Source organism: Cupriavidus sp. JZ107 (assembly GCF_053903255.1).
This window is the reverse complement of sequence record NZ_CP096480.1, coordinates 1,728,009-1,746,526: the sequence shown is the minus strand read 5'-3', so window position 1 is coordinate 1,746,526 and position 18,518 is coordinate 1,728,009. Positions and strand designations below refer to the sequence as shown.

Below are 18,518 nucleotides of genomic sequence, written 5' to 3'. Positions count from 1 at the left end.
CGGCGCGGGCCGACGCACAACAGGGAGCCGAACCGATGCTGTTACTGACCCAACCCGCGCTGCGCGATGCCGAAGTGTTTACGTCGCTTCCCGATGCCCTGCGATGCCGGGGCGTTGCCTCCGATTGGGCCCGTGCCAATCGCGGCGGCGCCGCGATCGACGCCTTCCTCGAAGGGCCGGTATGGGCCAACGGTTGCCTGTGGGTCACCGACATCCCGTTCGGGCGGATCTTCCGGATCTCGCCACGCGGCGATTGGGAACTGGTCGCGCAGTATGACGGCGAACCGAACGGCATGAAGTGGCTCGGTGGCGACGAGTTCCTGATCACCGACTACCGCAACGGGCTGATGCTGCTCGATGCCGGGTCGGGCACGGTGCGGCCCTGGCTGGAGCGGCGCAACAGCGAGCGCTTCCGCGGCGTCAACGACCTGACCTTCGACTCGCGCGGCAATCTGTACTTCACCGACCAGGGGCAGACCGGCATGCACGATCCGAGTGGCCGCGTCTATCGGCTGGCGCCGGACGGAAAGCTCGACATGCTGATCTCCAACGCGCCGAGCCCGAACGGACTGGTGCTGTCGGCGGACGAAACCGTGCTGTTCGTCGCCATGACGCGGGGCAACTGCGTCTGGCGCGTTCCGCTGCAGGCCGATGGTTCGGTCAGCAAGGTCGGCCAGTTCTTCACGAGCTACGGGCCCAGCGGTCCGGACGGCCTGGCGATGCGTGCCGACGATCATCTGCTCGTCGCCAATCCGGGATTGGGCTATCTGTGGGTGCTGAACCCGCGCGCCGAGCCGGTGGAGGTAATCCGCAGCCCCGTGGGGACATCGCTGACCAATGCCTGCTTCGGCGGCGACGACGGCGGCACGCTGTTCATGACCGAATCGACCTCCAGCTCCATTCTGCGGATCGAGATGCCGCAGGGCGGCGCGCCGGTGCATGCCGTGGGGAGCGGCCGGTATGGCAGGTGAGGGCGCCGCCGAGCCGAGGGGTATTCGGGATATCTGCTTCAACCTGACGGCTGTACGCCATGGCAACCGATGGCTGGCTAAAAAATAAGGGATGTCCGTCGAATACGGCAGTTGGCGATTTTTTACTATGAGATGACAACGCCTTGCGGCGATCGCTGCTCGTTGTTGCATATTAGCGTGTCCAGCACCTTTCAGATTTACAATAACTCCCACGCAGAAACGCTGGAAGGCTGTTGACTTGTATTGGCGAAACCACCGGGCCCCCTCCACCAATGTCGAGTACATGCTGATCACAGGGGGAATCCCCCTGGGATTGGTTGGATGTGTTTTTGCGCATAATTGCTATGCGAAGAGCTATGGCGTTCATTGGAGAGTCGCCATTGTCAGCGCCGTACTACTAGGCCTCGCCGCGACCGTCGCCGCTTATCGAGAACTCGCTCACGGAGCAGCTTGGCGACGCAAAACTGCCGCTGTTGCGTGCTTTGGCGCCATCTTGGGCTTTATAGTCGGCTTCATCTGGAGCGAAGCGCTACCTGCTTTCACCGCTTCGGGTACTCGTGTCTATACCGTGGCTTTCACCCAAACAGACGGCTGGAGGAATTGTGCGTTTGGCACGCGTTTTCGTGACGCGAATCTGGGCAGCGATATTACTCTGTGCGGGGCAAAATGGGGTTTGCCAAGATCAGCTAGCCGGGGCTATGTGCAGGTCACCGAAAGGGTCGGGCGCTTTGGCGTTCAGTTGAACGAAGTCGTCGTCATCGACACGAGTCCGCATTGAATGGCCAAGCGCTATGTGTCAATCGGCCTGCATCAGTATGCCCAATTAATGGCGCAGCACTCCGGGATGGCAGCAATTGGCACCCTTATCAAGCGCCGAGTCTGGACATTCGATTACGACGAGGAAAACGGCGGCGCCCGGTTTAACCCGGGAGCTCCATGAGGGCGCCGCCAGTATGGCGGATGCCGACCCTCAATCGGTGCGCGTCCAGCCGCCCCCCATCGCCTGGTACAACGCCACGCTGGCATTGAGCCAGTCCGCCTGTGCCTGGATCAGGCTCAGCTCCGCGCTCAGCAGTCCGCGCTGGGCGTCGAGCTGCTCCAGATACGGCGAATAGCCGGCGCGATAGCGATTGGTCGCGTGGCGCAGCGCGGCGGCGAGGGCATCGCGCTGCTGGCCCAGATGCAGCACCTGCGCCTCCAGCTGGCGCAGCGCCGCGAGGTTGTCGTTGACCTCCCGAAAGGCGGTCAGCGCGGTGCGGCGGTAAGCGAAGGCGGCCTGATCGCGCTGGGCCGTGGCGACCTGCGCGCCGGCCTCGATGCGGCCGCCCTCGAACAGCGGTGCCAGGATGCTGCCGCCGAGCGACCAGATGCGGACCGGGCTGGCGACGCCGCTGGCGTACAGCAGGCCGGCCGATCCCGATAGATGCAGCCGTGGCAGGAAGGCCTTGCGCGCGGCGCTCAGGTTGGCATCGCTCGCGGCCAGCTGGAATTCGGCCTGCGCGATGTCGGGCCGCCGCCGCAGCAGGTCGGCGGGCAGGCCGTCGGGGACCGGTGGAGGCCGCAGGGCGGACAGCGCGGCGCCGCGCGCGATCTCCCCCGATAGCGAGTCGCCGATCAGCAGCAGCAAGGCGTTCTCCTGGCGGGCGACGGCCAGCTCGGCCTGCGGCACCGCCTGCGCGGTGGACTCGTACTCGGCGCGCGCCTGGGCGTACTCCAGCTGCGAGGTGTAGCCGGCCTCGGCCCGGCGCCGCGCCAGCCGCAAGGCGTCCTCGCGGGCGGCCAGCGTCTGGCGTACCACGGCAAGCTGGGCGTCGAGCGCGCGCAGCGTCAGATAGGCGCGCGCGGTGGCCGCGGCGACCGACAGCACCGCCGCATCTCTTGCGGCTTCGCTGGCCTGTGCGCCCGCAAGCGCGGCCGCCGACAGGTCGGCCAGGCGGCCGAACAGATCGATCTCATAGGCCGCCTGGAACTGCGGTTCGAACGAATTCGAAATCGACTCGCGTCCGAGCGCATTGAGGCTGCGGGAGCGTCCGCCCGTCGCGGTCGCATCGAGCGTCGGCAGCAACTGGGCCTGTGCGAGCCGCTGCTGGGCGCGCGCTTCGGCGACCCGCGCGGCGGCGATGCCAAGGTCGGCATTGCTCGCCAGCGCGCGCTCGACCAGTTGTGCCAGCACCGTGTCGCCATAGCGGCGCCACCAGTCGCGCTCGAGCGGCACGCTGGGACCGGGTTCGACGCGCCACGCCGGTGGCGGCGTCAGCGCGGCGGCGGCCGGTGGTGCGGGCCGCGGGCCCATGCAGCCGAACAGCAGCGGCAGCGCCGCGGTGCACAGGACCACGCGCAACGCTGTCCGAATACGTAGGAGGCAAGCGCCAGCCGTCATCGCGTGCGGGACTCCGCTCCCCGCGTATCGACCTCGACCCGCACCGACATGCCGGGCCGCAGCCGCGCCGCGAGAGGCTGGTCCGGATCGATGGCGATACGCACCGAGATCCGTTGCGCGACCTTGACGAAGTTGCCGGTCGCGTTGTCCGGCTGGATCACCGCGAACTCCGAGCCTGCCGCCGGCGCCAGCTGTTCAACGTGGCCGGTCAGCCGCGCGTCGTCGAGCCCGTCGACGCGGAAGCTCGCCGGCTGGCCGGGCGCCATGTGCGAGGTCTGCGCCTCCTTGTAGTTGGCGATCACCCACAGCGTCGGCGGCACCAGGAACATCGCCTGCGTGCCGGCCGTGACGTACTGGCCCAGGCGCGCGCCGATCTGGCTCAGTTGCCCGTCCTGCGGGGCGCGCAGCACGGTGTTGGCCAGGTCAATCTCGGCCAGCTTCAACGCGGCGCGCGCCGCTTCGACCGCCGCCTGCAGCCCCTCGCGGCTGACCGCGACCGCCTGCACGTCCTGGCGGGCAATCTCGGCGGCGGCGCGGGCCTGGCGCACCGCGGCTTCGGCCTGCCGCAGCGCGGCGCGCGTCTGGTCGCGCTCGCGCAGCGACACCGAGCCGTCCGCCACCAGTTCGTCGACCCGCCGCATATCGGCCTGCGCCCGCAGCAATTGCGCCTGCGCGTTGGCGAGGCTGGCCTGCTGCGCCAGCACCGTGGCCTCGCGCGAGCGGCGCGTCTGGTCGGTGTTGTTCAGGTTCGCGATCTGCGTGTCCAGATTCGCGCGCGCCTGCTCGACCCGCTGGCGGTAGATGCGGTCGTCGATCTTCAGCAGCACCTGGCCGGCCTTGACACGCTGAAAGTCGCGCACCGGCACATCGGTGACGTAGCCGCTGACCTGCGGGCTGATCACCGTTGTCTGCCCGCGCACATAGGCGTTGTCGGTGCCCTGGATCACGCGCGTAAACGGCGGCAGTCCCCATGCGTACAGGATGATCAGGATGCTGGCGAGCGCGATCGCGACGACGATCACGGTGGCCCGCCGCGTGCCCTTGGGCGGCGACCAGCCAGTCGGTGGCGCCGAGGGCTGCTGCGGTACCTCGACGGGGTCCTGCAGGCGCTCGTGCGACTCGGCCTGACCGGACTTCTGGGCGGAAGGGGTGGGGCCGGGCTCGCGGGGCGGCGTTGGGTCGGTCACCGGTGGCTCCAGATATCGTTGTTGTTGTCGCGGCTATTGCTGACGCTGCCGCATTCTCGCCATCGCTTCGAGCGGCTCGGCCATCGGGTTGTGGCCGCGAATCCGATCGCGGATATAAAGTGCCAGCAGCCAGGCGAAGGTCACCGATGCAATGATGCCGATCATCAGGAAGACATCGTTGAACGCCAGCACATTGGCTTCGCGCGTGACCTGCTGCGCCAGCAGCGCCGAGCCTTCGAATTGCCGCAGCGTGGGATCGGACAGCACGCGTCCGTAGGCGCCGCCCAGCGCCTGGATGCGTGCCGCGTCGAGCGGGTCGGTCAGCGTGATCGACTGCACCAGCGAATGCGAATGGAACTTCTCGCGATAGACCTGGAACGTTCCCAACAGCGCAGAGCCGGCCAGGCCGCCAAGCGATTGCGTGATGCCGAACAGCGCCGAGAAGCTGACGATATGGCTCATGCCCCTGGACAGCGCGCGCAGCATGCCGATCAGCAGCGTCGGGCCCATGAAATAGACCGCGGCGAACGCGATCAGCGCCTGGCTCAGGTACATGTTCGCCGGCCGCGTCAGGTTGTTCGAATGCGCGTCCATGAAGGCGCCGATCGCGATCAACAGCAGGGAAATGCGGATCGGCCGCTCGAGATTCAGCGGGTTGACCGTCAGCGCGCTGACGGCCAGGCCGGCGATGGTCGCCAACGAGACCACGACGTACAGCGGAACCAGCTGGTCGTTGCCCATGCCCAGCGCGGTCAGCAGGCCGACCGCGCCGTAGGCCTGCTCCGACAGCAGCACGCGCACGGCGATCGCCACCAGCGCGAAGCGCAGCATTGCGCGACTGCTCAGCCAGCGCGTGTTCAGCAGCGGGTTGGCACGGTTGTGTTCGATCCACAGGGCCGCGGTGATCAGCGCGACCGCGCCGCACAGCGCATAGCCGAGCCAGGCGGCCTCGGTCCACCACAGGATGCGGCCCTGGCTCAGTACCGCGCACAACAGCGCCATGCCCGGCGCGAACAGTGCGAAGGTCAGGAAATCGAGCTTCTCGAAGGCGCGGATGCGCTCGCTTGGTGGCAGCCGCAGCAGCGCCACCGCGACCAGCGACAGCAGCGCCAGGCCCAGTTCGAACAGATACAGCGCCTTCCAGTTGCCGGCTTCGAGCATGCCGGAGGTGAGGACGCGGGCCAGCGGCGTGGCCAGTTGCGGCACGCCGATGCCCAGCACGATCCCCTTGAGCCGGTGCGCCGCCGGCATCGACTGGATCATGTAGTACAGCGCCAGCGTGCTCAGGCCGCTGGCCGCGATGCCATTGGCCGCACGCACCAGCAGCGCCGTCTCGAAGGTATGGACGAAGATGTGGGCGAGCGTGATGACGACATAGCCCAGCAGGAACAGCCGCGCGAAATGCTGCAGGCCGTATTGCTGCCGGAACTTGATCAGCAGCATGCTGGCGCAGACGTTGGTCATCACGTAGACCGTCGACAGCCAGGCCGCCTGATCGCTGTAGAGGCCGAATACCCCCTGGATATTGTTCAGGTTGGCGATCACCAGCGCGTTGCCGAAGCCGGCGGTCAGGCCGATCAGCACGCCGACGCAGAAATAGCCGACGCGCCGTGGCGCCGGATGATCGGGCGTCGCGGGAGAGCCCGGAATGGTGGGCCGCTCATGCGGCTTGAACTGGTATTCGGCCGTGGCAGCGCCCATTGGCATGACGGGAAGCGGGTTCAGCGAAGGTCCAGCGGGTTTGATGATTGCCGCTGCCGGGCTGAAGTGTCAAGCCATCGTTTGGGTGTCGGGGCAGGCAGTACGGAACGAAGTCCGACACCGGTCGGCCATCAAATGCGATGGCCGGGACGTGAATCCCGGCCATTGCTCGAGGGAAGGCGGTCCGCTGTCAGGCCGCCATCGCGCGCCGTTCATCCTCGGTCAGCTGCGGACCGTCCAGGGTCACGCGCGAATCGTCGTGGCGGAACTTGCGGATGATCGGCTTCAGTTCCTCCTTGATATGCGCCTCGCTGTAGCCGTTGAACAGGTGGCCGAACAGGCCGCGGCGCAGATCGCTGGTGCCCATCAGCCAGTCGGCGATCGGGAAGGTCAGGTTCATGTTGTAGTGCATCATGATTCCCTGGTTGTGGTGCGCGGTATGGTGCCGGCGGATCGTGTTGATGAACGGCATATTGCGCACGAACCAGTTGTCATGGACATGGCAGCAGTAGTGGAACACCTCGTAGACCAGGTAGTGGCCGACCATCGTCATGAAGACGATATAGGCGGCGTTGGCATTGATCAGCAGATAGGCCAGATAGCCGAGCAGGCCACCACCGACACCCAGCGTGATAAGGACGCGCCAGGGGAAGAACACGATGCGGAATTCGCGCGTGGTGTCGATGGTCGGCTCGTTATCGGTGAAGTACTGGTGATGCTGGCGAGTGTGCCGCTCGTAGATCGCCCGCAGCGCGAACACGTCGATGCGCCGGTGCATCACGTACTTGTGCATGAACCATTCGACCAGGTTGCCGGCAAGAAAGACCGGCAGCACCAGCAGCCATTCCCACGTCGCGTTCTCCAGCCGCGCCGCGCAGTAATAGAGCGCGGCGATGCCGGCGGCAAAGATCACGCCGATATGCAGCAGGCCGTTGTATAGCGGGCTGATATCGGCCTTGTATTGCTCGCGGAATTTGCGTTGGCGTTCGCTCATCATGATGTTGTCTCCTGTCTATGCCGAACTGACATCGTACTAATATATTAGTGGTATATGAAAATGTGTCAAACGGTTTTTCGGCGCGGTACGTCAGGCCGGCCATCAAGCAACCCATCAAGCAAACGGCCCTCGAATGGAGGGCCGTGCGGACACCGTCGTCCCCGCGAAGGCGGGGACCCAGTGACGTTTCGAAACGCTGGGTTCCCGCTTTCGCGGAAACGACATGGCAGGTTTGTTCAGCTCGACACTTCCTCCAGGCACCGGCCCTTGGTCTCGATGCCGAGCCACAGCACGGCCATCGCGGCGATCGCGAACGATAGCGCGCCCAGCGTGAAGATGCCGCCCTGGCCTGTGACGGGCAGCAGCACGCCAACCAGATACGGGCCCACCAGCGAGCCGATGCGGCCGATCGACGAGGCGAAGCCCGAACCGGTTGCACGGGAGCGCGTCGGATACAGCTCGGGCGTGTAGGCATACAGCACCGACCACATGCCGAACAGGAAGAACTGCATGCACAGCCCGGCGGCGATCAGCTGTTCGACCGGCAGCTTCAGCACTGCGGCCTGTCCGTACAGATAGGCGGACGCGGCGCTGCCGAGCAGCATCAGCGCGCAGGTCGGCTTGCGCCCCCATTTTTCCAGCAGCCACGCCGAGAAGATGAAGCCGGGAATGCCGGCCAGCGAGATATAGACGGTGTACAGCACCGACTTGGTCACCGCGTAGCCGGCCTGCTGCAGCAGCGCGCCGAGCCAGGTGGTCAGGCCGTAGTAGCCGAGCAGCGCGAAGAACCACACGCCCCACAGCATCACGGTGCGTCTGGCGTACGGGCCTTTCCACAGCTCGCCGAACATCGTCTTGCGATCGTGGACCGCGGCCGGCGCGAAGCCCTGCTGGACTTCCGGCAGCGGCTTGCCGCTGGCGCGCTCCACGCGTGCCTCGATGCCGGCCATCACGGCCTCAGCCTCGCGTTGCCGTCCCGCCCCTTCGAGCCAGCGCGGGGATTCCGGCACCGTCCGCCGCACCACGAAGACGAACGCCGCGGGAAACGCCATCGCGATGAAAATGCCGCGCCAGCCGATTACCGGCAACGTCAGATACGCCAGCAATCCCGCCGCGATAAAGCCGATCGGCCAGAAGCCCTCCAGGATCGCGACATACTTGCCACGGCTCCTGGCCGGCACGATCTCGGACACCATCGACAGCCCGATCGGAAATTCCATGCCCATGCCGAAGCCGAGCAGCACACGGTACAGCATCAGCGAGGTCACGCTGTCCGCCAGCCCGCACATCAGGCTGCCCACGCCCCAGAAGATCATGCTGACCTGGAACACCGGCTTGCGGCCGAAGCGGTCGGCCAGCATGCCGGCCACCGCGGCGCCGGCAAACATGCCCAGAAAGCTGGAGCTGGCGAGCAGGCCGGTCTGCGCCGCGCTCAGGCCGAACTCGGCTTTGATCGAGCCGAGCACGAAGGTCATCATGCCGAGGTCCATCGAATCGAAGAACCACGCGGTGGCGATGATGCCGAACAAGGTGCGCTGATAGCGGGTCATGGGAAGGCGCTCGAGCCGCGCCGCGACTCCGGGGGTCAGCGCCACACTGCCTGCCGACATGTCCATGGTTGTCTCCTGTCTTTGTCGTGGGGCCGCCTGTTGGCGGTCTGACTAATATATTAGATGGATGCTATACGTATGCAAACTGCGCACAGGGGATGAGGTGCCGCGTTGACGTTCGGGGCGCCGTGTTCTTGCCCGGGAAGCGTTATCTGGCGCGGCCTGGCGGACGAGGCTCGGGATTTGCCCTAAGCCGCCCGGCGGGAGCCCGAGGCGGCGTCGTGGGCGGCGAGTTCGCCGCGCCACGCGTGCTCGATGACGCGCGCATAGGTGCCCGGCAGGTCGTCGACGGGAAACGCCTGTGCCAGCCGCGTGACGCCCAATGCGTCGCGCGTCAGAGCGGGCAGCGCGTCGCGCGGCACACCGAAGGCCTGCAGATTCGACGGAATGTCGAGCGCGTCGATCAGGTCCCGCACGGCCAGCGGCACGCCGGCGATGCGCTCGGCGTCGCTGTCAGCGTCGACACCGAACAGCGGCGCGAGCGCCAGCAGATCGGCGCCGCGCGTGGTGCGCAGCGCGTCCAGCACATAGGGCAGCATCACCGCATTGGTACTGCCATGCGAGCGGTGGGTCAGGCCCGCGACGGCGTAGGCGATGCCATGCACCGCGTTCAGGCCGGCACTGCCATAAGACAACGCGGCGTAGAGGCTGGCATAGGACATGCCGATTCGCGCTTCGATATCGCGGCCGCCGGCTGCACCGTTGCGGCCGTCGCCGACGTTGCCGCTGTCGCGATAGGCGCGCAGCAGGTAGCGGCTGCACAGCGCGATCGACTCGCGGGCGAACAGCATCGTCAGCGCCGAGCGGCCGCTATAGCCGGGATCGGCGTTGCCTTGCCGCGGGTAAGCCGCGCTGTCCACGGTCAGGTACGACTCGATCGCATGCGTCAGCGCATCGATGCCGGCATCCGCGGTCACGCGCGGCGGACAGGTGTAGGTGAACTCGGGATCGATCAGCGCGATCTGCGGGCGCAGCGCGTTGTCCATCACCGCGATCTTGGTCGCGTTGTCGGGGTCGACGAGGATCGCGCCGGGGGTCGCCTCGGAACCGGTGCCGGACGTGGTCGGCAGCGCGACCAGCGGTATCGGCCGCGTGCCGGCGGGCAACGCACCGGCGAACTCGCGCACAGGCCGGCCTTCCCGCAGCGTCAGGCTCAAGGCCTTGGCAAGGTCGATATTGCTTCCGCCGCCCAGCGCGACCAGATGATCGGGAACACGGCCACCGAGCCGCGCGCGCAGCGCCAGCGTGGCCTCGTCGCACAGCGTCGTGCTCGGATCCGGCATGCCCCCGTCGTAGACCACCGTGTCGATGCCGGCCGCACGCGCGGCCTCGACGTATTCGGCGGCCCACGGCGTGCGCTCTGTGAAAAAGGTATCGGTGACCAGCACGCCGTGACGATGGCCGAGCCGCTGCAGCAGCGCCGGCAATTGCGCGCGCGTACCGGCGCCGACGATCAGACGCGCCGGCGCGCAGAAGTAGACCAGGTCTTCGATTCTCATGGCAGCTCCAGGGGGATGGACGGAGAGGGGGCAGGCGTGTCCCCGGTGTGGATCGAGTCGGCGAGTTGTCGCAGCCACGGCGAGGCGAACTCGCAGACCGCATCGGCATGACCGGTCAGCAGGCCATGGCCGGCGCGTTCGATGGTGGCCAGACGGCCGGCGGGCAATCCATTGGCCAGCGCCTGCGCATGGGACCAGGGGCAGTCGTCGTCATCGCGGCCATGGATGACCAGGGCCGGCATCGGCAGCGTAGCCAGGCGCGACCGCTGATCGGTCTGCCGGATCGCCTGCCACGTCAGCGCGACGGCGGCGTGGTCGGCTGCCTCGCTCAATCCGAGCCGGCGCTCGCGCGCCGCGATCTCGTCGAGCAGCGGCGCACCATCGTCGGCGCCGAACCAGCGCGTCTCGCACAGGGCAGGCGAGCCCGACAGCAACCACAGCGCGAGTGGCGAGCGTGCCTCGCCACGGTCGTCGCGGTAACGGTCCGCGTACTGCAGCGCCACCGACACCCCCATGCTCCATCCCGCCAGCACAAAAGGACGCCCACCGGCATGCCGTTCCACGACCTCGCGTACCGCGGCCGCATAGCGCTCCAACGTGTACCCGCCGGCCGTCGCCGGCCGCGGCGCCGCCCCACGTCCCTGCAGATTCGGCAGCACGAAGGTGCAGAGCGGGCTCAACCGTTGCGCCACCGGCAACCACGCCGCGCGCGTCCCCTGGATGCCGTGCAGCGCCACCACGCACAACGGCCCGCTGCCGACTTCGATCACGTCCATGGAGTCTGCCGCCATGGTGTCTCCTGTACATCTAATATATTAGATGGATCATAGTAGTGTACAGAATGGCGGGAAGGCAAGCGGATAGTCGGCAAGGGACGGCGGCTAGTGGACTGTGTGCATCGGCGCCATACGAATTTTCACTGAAACGGGCACTTTCAGCATTTGCTGAAATGGCCTGTTTCAGTGAAAATCGGGCACATCGACTGTCTAGAAACGCGCCACTTCCATCAGATGACGTTCACCGAAGTCGCGACCCCGGCACTTGAACGCGAGGCGACCGCGTTGCGCACGCTATTGCGGCAGGTGCCAGTGATCGAACGCCTCGAGTTGGCGACCGCCTTTCCCGAAGACATGGGGCCGGGCGTTGTCGCCGACATGCGCGTCGAGGACCGGTGCCATACGCTGGTCTGTCGCGTTGTCACAAGCGGCCAACCCCGCCATGTGCGAGCCGCATTGCTGGAGCTTCGGCATCTCGCGGCGGTTGGCGGTCGGGACGACGCGACGCCAGTGCTGATTGCACCGTATCTCTCCGCCGCAGCGCGAGCCTTGTGCCGCGAGCACAATGCGGGTTACCTCGACCTCGAGGGCAATGTTCATCTCGTATTCGGCAGCGTCTTCATCGAGCGGACGGTGACAAGCAAGCCGTTGGCCGAACGCCGCGACCTCCGTTCCTTGTTCAAGCCGAAGTCGGCGCAGATGCTGCGCGTGATGCTGCGTGAGCCAGGGCGCGCGTGGCGCGTCACGGCACTGGCCGAAGCCGCCGGCATCAGCCTCGGCCACGCCAGCAATGTCCGAGCCGGCTTGCTCGATCGCGAGTGGGCGAAGGTCTCGCGCGACGGTCTATCCCTGAGCGATCCCGATGCGCTGCTCGATGCCTGGCGCGATGCCTACGAGCCGCCGGTCGGCAAGCGTCACGGTTTCTATACGCCCCTGCATGGCAGTGCGCTCGAGCATGCGGTACGAGATGCGATGCGGACGCGGACCGGCCTGATGACGCTTGCCTCATTCTCGGCGGCGCAATGGCTAGCCCCCTATGCCCGCACGGCGACGCAGTATTTCTATGCCGACGAGGCGGGACTCGAACAACTGCGCTCGGCGTTGAAATTGTCACCGGCATTGAAAGGCGAGAATGCCGTGGTGATGACGCTGGAGGACCATGGTCCGTTCCGCGATACGGTCGAGCCGGCCCCCGGTGTCATCTGCACGAGTCCCGTTCAGACCTACCTCGACCTCGCGAATGCCGGCGAACGGGGCAGGGAAGCGGCCGATCATCTGCGGAAACATCAGCTCGCCTGGCACACATGAAATCCGGTGAACCGCAATCCGCGGTGGACTACGACGATCGCACGACAGCGGCGGTCCAGACGGTACTGATCCAAATCGGTCAGATTCTTGGCAGCTTCAAGGGAAAATTCGCCATTGTCGGCGGCGCGGTGCCCTGGCTGTTGCTCGGCAAGACAGACGATATGCCGCATGTCGGCACCATGGACGTCGATCTCGGACTGGATGCCGAGGCCTTGGGCGACGGCCAGTATGCGACGCTGATCGACGCGCTGAGGCAGCACGGATACGAAAGCGCCGTACGCTCCGGCGCTTTCAGTTGGTGCGCGAGGTTCCTGCAATGGACGACGGCCCGCCGATCGATGTCATCGTCGATTTCCTGATGCCGCGGGATGCCGAGATCGTGAAGAACGTTCCGCCGTTGATCAGCGACTTTGCGGTACAGCGTGCCGACGGCACGGATCTCGCGCTGCGCTTCTACCAGATGGTGGCGATTGCAGGACCGATGCCGACTGGCGGGACCAATCGCGTGGAAATTGCGGTGTGCTCGATTCCGGCGCTGCTTGCGATGAAGGGGCATGCGCTAGCCGGGCGCTACAAACAGAAGGATGCCTACGACATCTATTACTGCATCCGCAACTACCCCGGAGGACCCGAGGCGCTCGCCCAGGCTTGCCGTCCATTGCTCGATCACCCGAGTGGCACGATCGGCTTCGATTGCATCGCGCGCAAGTTCGATACGGTAGAGGGCTTCGGGCCGACCTGTGTGCGAAGGTTTGTCGAGGATACCGATGTCCTGCGCGACCGGACGCCCGAACAGTGGCAGCAGGATGCGTTCGGACAGGTCGATGCCTGGCTGCGGGCGCTTGGCTTGCGTCGCTGAACGTCGCGGCGATATCGCTGCCGGGTTTCCCGCTCGCACGCAAAATGACTCATATACAATTTGCATTCGTCAAACATGCAAACGACGTCAATGGTCAAGAAAGCGGCGACAGTCAGGCGGGCGGCGGCCCATGTCGAGGATGACGGCAGCGAGAACGGGGCCGGGCCGCGGGGGCGGCTGACGGACCAGGCCTATCGGTGGATCGAGGAAGCGATCGTCACGCTGCAGCTTGCGCCTGGATCGTCGGTCTCCGAATTCCAGTTGAGCGAGATGACCGGTATCGGCCGCACGCCGATCCGCGAGGCGATTCAGCGGCTGGCGCGCGAGCATCTGATCGTGGTGCTGCCGCAGCGCGGCCTGCTGATTCCGCCGATCGACGTGGCCAAGCAATTGCGGCTGCTGGAGACGCGGCGCGAGGTTGAGCGGTTGATCTGCCGCAGCGCGGCTCGCCGTGCCACGGTCGAGGAGCGCCAGGCCTTCCGGCGCCTTGCCGCCGAGTTCGAGCGCGCCGTCAAGAAAGGGGACGAAGTCGCGTTCGTGCGTGCCGATGCGGGTTTCAACGAGCTCTGTCTGCAGGCCGCGCGCAATGAATTCGCCGAGGGCGCGATGCGGCTGATGCATGGGCTGTCGCGCCGCTTCTGGTATTTTCACTACAAGCAGGCCGCGGATCTTCCCGAGATGGCGCGTCTGCACGCCCGTGTCGCCGCCGCCATCGCGGAAGGCGATGTCGACGGCGCGGGCGAGGCGCTCGACGCGCTGCTGGACAATATCGAAGACTTCACCCGCGCGACCGTGCTGGGCGACCGCCGCTAGGGGTTGCGAAGCGCGGCCGGCCCAGGCCATGCAAGACCATTCAGGCATTCGGCCGGCACGGCGCGGGTTTGCAACCAAGGAACCCACCAACGCATGCCACGTCGTCAGACTCGCCAGATCCGCCCGTTTCGTCTGCTCCCGGCCCTGCTGTTCAGCCTGCTGACTGCCCCAGCCTTCGCGCAAGCCCCCACGCCGCCCGCGTCGACCGACCCCGTCCCGGCCGCGGTCGAGGTCCGCAATCTGACCACGCCGACCACCTGCGCCGAGGAGGACAACGTCTCCTTCGCGCTGTCGGCCCCGTCGATCCAGCGCTTCCGCGTCGAGGCGCTGCATCCCGCCTATATCGGCAAGATCCGCAAGGACAGCTCGGCGCCCGACTTCTCGGGCTGCAATTTCGGCGATACCCCACATCCGACCGATCCGCGCCACGCGTTCAAGCCGCGCAAGGTCCGTCTCTATGACGGCAAGGATCTCGCGATCGTGGGCATCACGTTCGACAGCTTCTGGCGGCCGCAGCGCGTGCCGGTCACCGTGGGCGGGCGCAAGGACGGCGGTTTCCATCTGATTCAGTTCTTCGACAAGCGCAAGGGCGCCAAGGGCAAGGTCGTCGAGACCGAAGTGCTGGTGCTCTATCCGTCGGACGGCTACTGGCGCGCCAAGCCGCTGCCGGCCGCTCACCTGCCCGACAACGCCTACGGATCGTCGTTCCTGATGGGGCCAGTGCAGCAGGATCTGCGGCCGATCGTCGATATCGCCCACATCGATATCGATCCGCGCCAGCGCACGATCGGCCTGCGCTTTACGGCCGGCGGCGAGGCACAGGTGGCGATCCGCGAGATCAGCCGCACGCGCACCGCGCTCGACGTCGCCTTCAGTCCGCCGTATCGCGCCCAGGCACCGTTCGCGATGCTGCGCTCGATGTACGTTACCGAGGACAATGCCGACATGAGCCGCGTGGCCTGGCAGGACCCGGCCGGCCAGCGCCGCGATGCCACAGTCGCCGAGGTGTCGGACTGGCAGGCCAGCGATGTCCGTTTCGGCCGTACCGTGCCGTCGCGGCACAACACCAGCGCCCCGGACATTCGCTTCAGCGATTTCCGCTGACCTGCCTGCACGGTCTGCCGCCTTTGTAATTCCGGCCACCGGAGCGACGTGGCGGCCGGCGTGCCATGGCACCGCCGCCGGCGGAACGAAGTTTGCTTGATGACCCGGTTGGTCATGCCGCCCCGGCGCAGCGTTTGCGCCCGGCGGCATCCGCCGAGCCGCCATCAGGAGACCGCCGTGAACCAAGCCGTCCGTCCCTTTGCCGTCGTCACTGGTGCCTCGTCGGGCATCGGCTTCGAGCTTGCGCGCTGTTGTGCGACGCAAGGTTACGATTTGCTGATTGCCGCGGATGAGCCCGCGATCGATACCGCCGCGGTGGCGCTGCGCGATACCGGCATGGCCGTCGATGCGCTGTGCGTGGACCTGGCCGATCCGGCCGGCGTCGAGGCGTTGTATGGGGCCACGCGCGGACGTCCGGTCGACGTGCTGTGCGCCAACGCGGGCCGGGGACTGGGCCGCGCCTTCCTGGACCAGGACTTTCGCGATATCCAGCGCGTGGTGGAGACCAATGTCACCGGCACGCTGGACTTGCTGCACCGCATCGGCCGCGACATGCGCGATCGCCGCACCGGCCGGATCCTGATCACCGGCTCGATCGCCGGCTTCATGCCGGGCACCTATCAGGCCGTCTACAACGCCACCAAGGCCTTCCTCGATTCGTTCTCGTTTGCGCTGCGGCACGAACTGCGCGATTGCGGGGTCACCGTGACCTGCCTGATGCCGGGCGCGACCGAGACCGATTTCTTCGAGCGCGCCGACATGGTCGACACGCGCCTGGGCCAGCAAAAAAAGGACGATCCCGCGGAGGTCGCCCGCGAGGGATTCGAGGCGATGCTGCGCGGCGAGGGCGATGTCGTGACCGGCTGGCAGAACAAGCTGCGCGCCGCGATTTCGAACGTGACACCGGCCGATCTGCTGGCCGAGCAGCACCGCCGCATGGCCGAGCCAGGCGGTGGCTTCGAGCGCTGAATTCGCCGGAGCGCAAGCTTGCCGCGAGCCAAATCGTCGATAAGGACCATTGCATAGCGGCCCTGCGCGTACTAGCGTCGTAGTTGTCGTTCCCCACCGCCGCCGATCCGGCGCCAGATGCGCGCCGGCGGACGCGTTCGCATCCCGGGCACCGAGCCAGCCCATCCAACTGGTGCCCCACAACAAGGAGACAGCCATGCGACAGCGCACGACCTTCGATCCCGCCATTCCCGCATCCCCGCCGCGCAAACGCCCCCGCGGCTGGCTGATGATGGCCACCGCCGCGCTGCTGCTTTCCGCGTGCGGCGGCGACGATGACGACGACCACCATGGCCACAAGCCGCCGCCTCCGCAGCCGGTGGCCGGCTGCGAGCTGAACGGCACCACCGGCGGCGAAGTGATCGTGCTGCCCGGCGAACCGGGCGCGCCCGAGGTCGCGACGGGCTACGCGCCGAAGCGCACCGTCTATGCCAGGACCTATATGGCAGTGACCAACAATCCCGTGTCGACCAAGGTCGCCTGCGACATCCTGAAGGACGGCGGCACTGCCGTCGATGCGGCAGTGGCCGCGCAGATGGTGCTGAACCTGGTCGAACCGCAATCGTCCGGCATCGGCGGCGGCGCCTTCATCATGCATTACGACGCGCAGACCAAGAAGGTCATTGCCTACGACGGCCGCGAGACCGCGCCGGCCGGCGCCGACGAGAACTATCTGCGCTGGAAGTCCTCGACCGACCAGACCCCGCCGCTGCCCAATGCCGTGCGCAGCGGCCGCTCGATCGGCACGCCGGGCACCTTGCGCGTGCTCGAACTCGCCCATCGCGACTACGGCAAGAAGACGTGGAAGGAGCTGTTCTCGCCGGCAATCAAGCTGGCCACCGACGGCTTTGCGATTCCACCGCGCATGGCCGCGTCGATCTCCAGCGCGACCACCGTGCAGAACATCAAGCGCGATCCGGAGATGGCTGCCTACTTCCTGAACCCGGACGGCACGCCGCGCGCGGTCAATACGATCCTGAAGAATCCGGCGCTGGCGCAGACCTTCACCGCGGTGGCCGAGGGCGGGGCCGATGCGTTCTACAAGGACGGGCCGATCGCGCGCGCGATCGTCGACAAGATCCGCACGACGTACGACGGCGGCACCACGCCGGGCGTGACCACGCTCGACGACCTTGCCAACTACCAGGCGAAGAAGCGCGAGCCGGTCTGCACCACCTACCGGCAATACGAGATCTGCGGCATGCCGCCCCCGTCGTCGGGCGGCATCGCGGTCGGCCAGATCCTCGGCATCCTGGAGAACTTCGACATGGCCAGCCATGCGCCGACCAGCATGGACCAGAACGGCGGCAAGCCCAGCGTCACCGGCGTGCATCTGGTCGGCGAGGCCGGCAACCTGGCCTATGCCGATCGGAACCAGTACGTGGCCGACACCGACTTCGTGCCGCTGCCCGGCGGCAGCCCGGACACGATGCTCAACAAGAGCTATCTGGCCCAGCGCGCCGGCATGATCAGCCTGACCGCGGCGATGCCGCGGCCCGTGCCCGCCGGCAACTTCGGCGGGGCGCCGATGGGGGCGCCGATCATCGCCGAGCGCGGCACCACGCATCTGTCTCTGGTCGACAAGTACGGCAACGTGGTGGCGATGACGACGACGATCGAATCGGGACTGGGCTCGTACCACATGACCGGCGGCTTCCTGCTGAACAACGAGCTGACCGATTTCAGCGCGGAGCCGGTCGATGCGAACGGTGCGCAGATCGCCAACCGCGTGCAGCCGCTGAAGCGGCCGCGCAGCTCGATGTCGCCGACGCTGGTGTTCGAGCGCAAGGGCGACGGCAGCCGCGGCGACTTCAAGATGACCACCGGTTCGCCGGGCGGTGCCACCATCATCCAGTACGTCGCCAAGACGCTGGTCGGCGTGCTCGACTGGAAGATGGACGCGCAGCAGGCGGTGTCGATGATCGACTTCGGTTCGAACAACGCGACGATGATAGTCGGCGGCGAGCATCCGAACGTCGATACCAGCACGCCGCAAGGCGGACTGCCGGGCGACAACGACCCGCTGGTCAAGGGTCTGCGCAACCTGGGCCACAACGTCAGCGTGGGCAACCAGTCCAGCGGCCTGTCCGCGATCGTGCGTGAAACGATCGGTGGGGCGCCGGCGCTGGTCGGCGGTGCCGATCCGCGGCGCGAGGGCGTGGTGCTGGGCGATACGTTCCGGCCGTGACAGCGGCGCGTTAGCGCGGCAGTGAAGGGGCGGGCCGGGTCCTGTGCGAGCAGGCCCGGCCCGCTTCGCTTGCAGCGCCGGTTCGGGCCGGCGCCGGCAGCGCCCCGGTACAATACC

At 66.8% G+C, this 18,518-nt stretch carries 15 protein-coding genes and 1 pseudogene; 9 read left to right on the top strand and 7 right to left on the bottom strand.

Annotation, left to right across the window (positions count from 1 at the left end):
* Positions 1–35: 35 nt before the first annotated feature.
* From M1D55_RS07515 to M1D55_RS07505, 3 genes are all read left to right on the top strand, one after another.
* Complete coding sequence (locus tag M1D55_RS07515; RefSeq protein ID WP_456280552.1) at positions 36–971, top strand: SMP-30/gluconolactonase/LRE family protein; 936 nt, start codon at positions 36–38, stop codon at positions 969–971.
* A gap of 283 nt (positions 972–1,254) precedes the next feature.
* Entirely contained in the window at positions 1,255–1,749 is a 495-nt protein-coding gene (locus M1D55_RS07510) for a hypothetical protein (protein WP_456280551.1), read from the top strand.
* Positions 1,750–1,911 (top strand): hypothetical protein, encoded by a 162-nt coding sequence (locus M1D55_RS07505; RefSeq protein ID WP_456280550.1) that lies wholly within the window; start codon positions 1,750–1,752, stop codon positions 1,909–1,911. It begins immediately after the preceding gene.
* Positions 1,912–1,941: 30 nt separating this feature from the next.
* Here M1D55_RS07505 and M1D55_RS07500 read toward each other — a convergent pair whose 3' ends face one another.
* The 7 genes from M1D55_RS07500 to M1D55_RS07470 all read right to left on the bottom strand — a co-directional run bounded on the left by M1D55_RS07500 (position 1,942) and on the right by M1D55_RS07470 (position 11,136).
* Positions 1,942–3,306 carry an efflux transporter outer membrane subunit gene (locus M1D55_RS07500; protein ID WP_456280549.1) on the bottom strand — a complete coding sequence of 455 codons (1,365 nt, stop codon included), beginning with the start codon at positions 3,304–3,306 and terminating at the stop codon, positions 1,942–1,944.
* A 41-nt stretch (positions 3,307–3,347) separates the two neighbouring features.
* Positions 3,348–4,538 carry an HlyD family secretion protein gene (locus M1D55_RS07495; RefSeq protein WP_456280548.1) on the bottom strand — a complete coding sequence of 397 codons (1,191 nt, stop codon included), beginning with the start codon at positions 4,536–4,538 and terminating at the stop codon, positions 3,348–3,350.
* Between the two features lie 33 nt (positions 4,539–4,571).
* Positions 4,572–6,239 (bottom strand): MFS transporter, encoded by a 1,668-nt coding sequence (locus M1D55_RS07490; RefSeq protein WP_456280547.1) that lies wholly within the window; start codon positions 6,237–6,239, stop codon positions 4,572–4,574.
* Between the two features lie 190 nt (positions 6,240–6,429).
* A complete protein-coding gene (locus M1D55_RS07485; protein WP_456280546.1) occupies positions 6,430–7,236 on the bottom strand; it encodes a fatty acid hydroxylase family protein in 807 nt (268 codons plus the stop codon).
* Between the two features lie 236 nt (positions 7,237–7,472).
* On the bottom strand, positions 7,473–8,852 hold the full coding sequence (locus tag M1D55_RS07480) for an MFS transporter (protein WP_456280545.1): 1,380 nt from the start codon (positions 8,850–8,852) through the stop codon (positions 7,473–7,475).
* Positions 8,853–9,034: 182 nt separating this feature from the next.
* Positions 9,035–10,345 (bottom strand): iron-containing alcohol dehydrogenase, encoded by a 1,311-nt coding sequence (locus M1D55_RS07475; protein ID WP_456280544.1) that lies wholly within the window; start codon positions 10,343–10,345, stop codon positions 9,035–9,037.
* Positions 10,342–11,136: an alpha/beta fold hydrolase gene (locus M1D55_RS07470; protein ID WP_456280543.1), complete on the bottom strand. Its 795-nt coding sequence runs from the start codon at positions 11,134–11,136 to the stop codon at positions 10,342–10,344. The genes M1D55_RS07475 and M1D55_RS07470 overlap by 4 nt, the downstream gene beginning before the upstream one ends.
* 219 nt (positions 11,137–11,355) lie before the next feature.
* Here M1D55_RS07470 and M1D55_RS07465 point away from each other — a divergent pair, with 219 nt between their 5' ends.
* From M1D55_RS07465 to M1D55_RS07440, 6 genes and pseudogenes are all read left to right on the top strand, one after another.
* On the top strand, positions 11,356–12,429 hold the full coding sequence (locus M1D55_RS07465) for a type IV toxin-antitoxin system AbiEi family antitoxin (RefSeq protein WP_456280542.1): 1,074 nt from the start codon (positions 11,356–11,358) through the stop codon (positions 12,427–12,429).
* Positions 12,426–13,288, top strand: a pseudogene (locus M1D55_RS07460) (nucleotidyl transferase AbiEii/AbiGii toxin family protein). The gene M1D55_RS07465 and the pseudogene M1D55_RS07460 overlap by 4 nt, the downstream one beginning before the upstream one ends.
* Before the next feature lie 90 nt (positions 13,289–13,378).
* Complete coding sequence (locus M1D55_RS07455; RefSeq protein WP_006576989.1) at positions 13,379–14,101, top strand: GntR family transcriptional regulator; 723 nt, start codon at positions 13,379–13,381, stop codon at positions 14,099–14,101.
* A gap of 93 nt (positions 14,102–14,194) precedes the next feature.
* A complete protein-coding gene (locus M1D55_RS07450; RefSeq protein ID WP_232204578.1) occupies positions 14,195–15,205 on the top strand; it encodes a hypothetical protein in 1,011 nt (336 codons plus the stop codon).
* A 177-nt stretch (positions 15,206–15,382) separates the two neighbouring features.
* Positions 15,383–16,174, top strand: a complete 792-nt coding sequence (locus tag M1D55_RS07445; RefSeq protein ID WP_456280541.1) for an SDR family NAD(P)-dependent oxidoreductase — start codon at positions 15,383–15,385, stop codon at positions 16,172–16,174.
* 196 nt (positions 16,175–16,370) lie between these two features.
* Positions 16,371–18,401: a gamma-glutamyltransferase family protein gene (locus M1D55_RS07440; protein ID WP_456280540.1), complete on the top strand. Its 2,031-nt coding sequence runs from the start codon at positions 16,371–16,373 to the stop codon at positions 18,399–18,401.
* Positions 18,402–18,518: the final 117 nt, after the last annotated feature.

Bases quoted from the DNA above. Each gene is read 5' to 3' on its own strand.
- M1D55_RS07515 (WP_456280552.1), top strand. From the start codon at position 36: ATGCTGTTACTGACCCAACCCGCGCTGCGCGATGCCGAAGTGTTTACG.
- M1D55_RS07510 (WP_456280551.1), top strand. From the start codon at position 1,255: ATGCTGATCACAGGGGGAATCCCCCTGGGATTGGTTGGATGTGTTTTT.
- M1D55_RS07505 (WP_456280550.1), top strand. From the start codon at position 1,750: ATGGCCAAGCGCTATGTGTCAATCGGCCTGCATCAGTATGCCCAATTA.
- M1D55_RS07490 (WP_456280547.1), bottom strand. From the start codon at position 6,239: ATGGGCGCTGCCACGGCCGAATACCAGTTCAAGCCGCATGAGCGGCCC.
- M1D55_RS07485 (WP_456280546.1), bottom strand. From the start codon at position 7,236: ATGATGAGCGAACGCCAACGCAAATTCCGCGAGCAATACAAGGCCGAT.
- M1D55_RS07480 (WP_456280545.1), bottom strand. From the start codon at position 8,852: ATGGACATGTCGGCAGGCAGTGTGGCGCTGACCCCCGGAGTCGCGGCG.
- M1D55_RS07475 (WP_456280544.1), bottom strand. From the start codon at position 10,345: ATGAGAATCGAAGACCTGGTCTACTTCTGCGCGCCGGCGCGTCTGATC.
- M1D55_RS07470 (WP_456280543.1), bottom strand. From the start codon at position 11,136: ATGGCGGCAGACTCCATGGACGTGATCGAAGTCGGCAGCGGGCCGTTG.
- M1D55_RS07465 (WP_456280542.1), top strand. From the start codon at position 11,356: ATGACGTTCACCGAAGTCGCGACCCCGGCACTTGAACGCGAGGCGACC.
- M1D55_RS07455 (WP_006576989.1), top strand. From the start codon at position 13,379: ATGGTCAAGAAAGCGGCGACAGTCAGGCGGGCGGCGGCCCATGTCGAG.
- M1D55_RS07450 (WP_232204578.1), top strand. From the start codon at position 14,195: ATGCCACGTCGTCAGACTCGCCAGATCCGCCCGTTTCGTCTGCTCCCG.
- M1D55_RS07440 (WP_456280540.1), top strand. From the start codon at position 16,371: ATGCGACAGCGCACGACCTTCGATCCCGCCATTCCCGCATCCCCGCCG.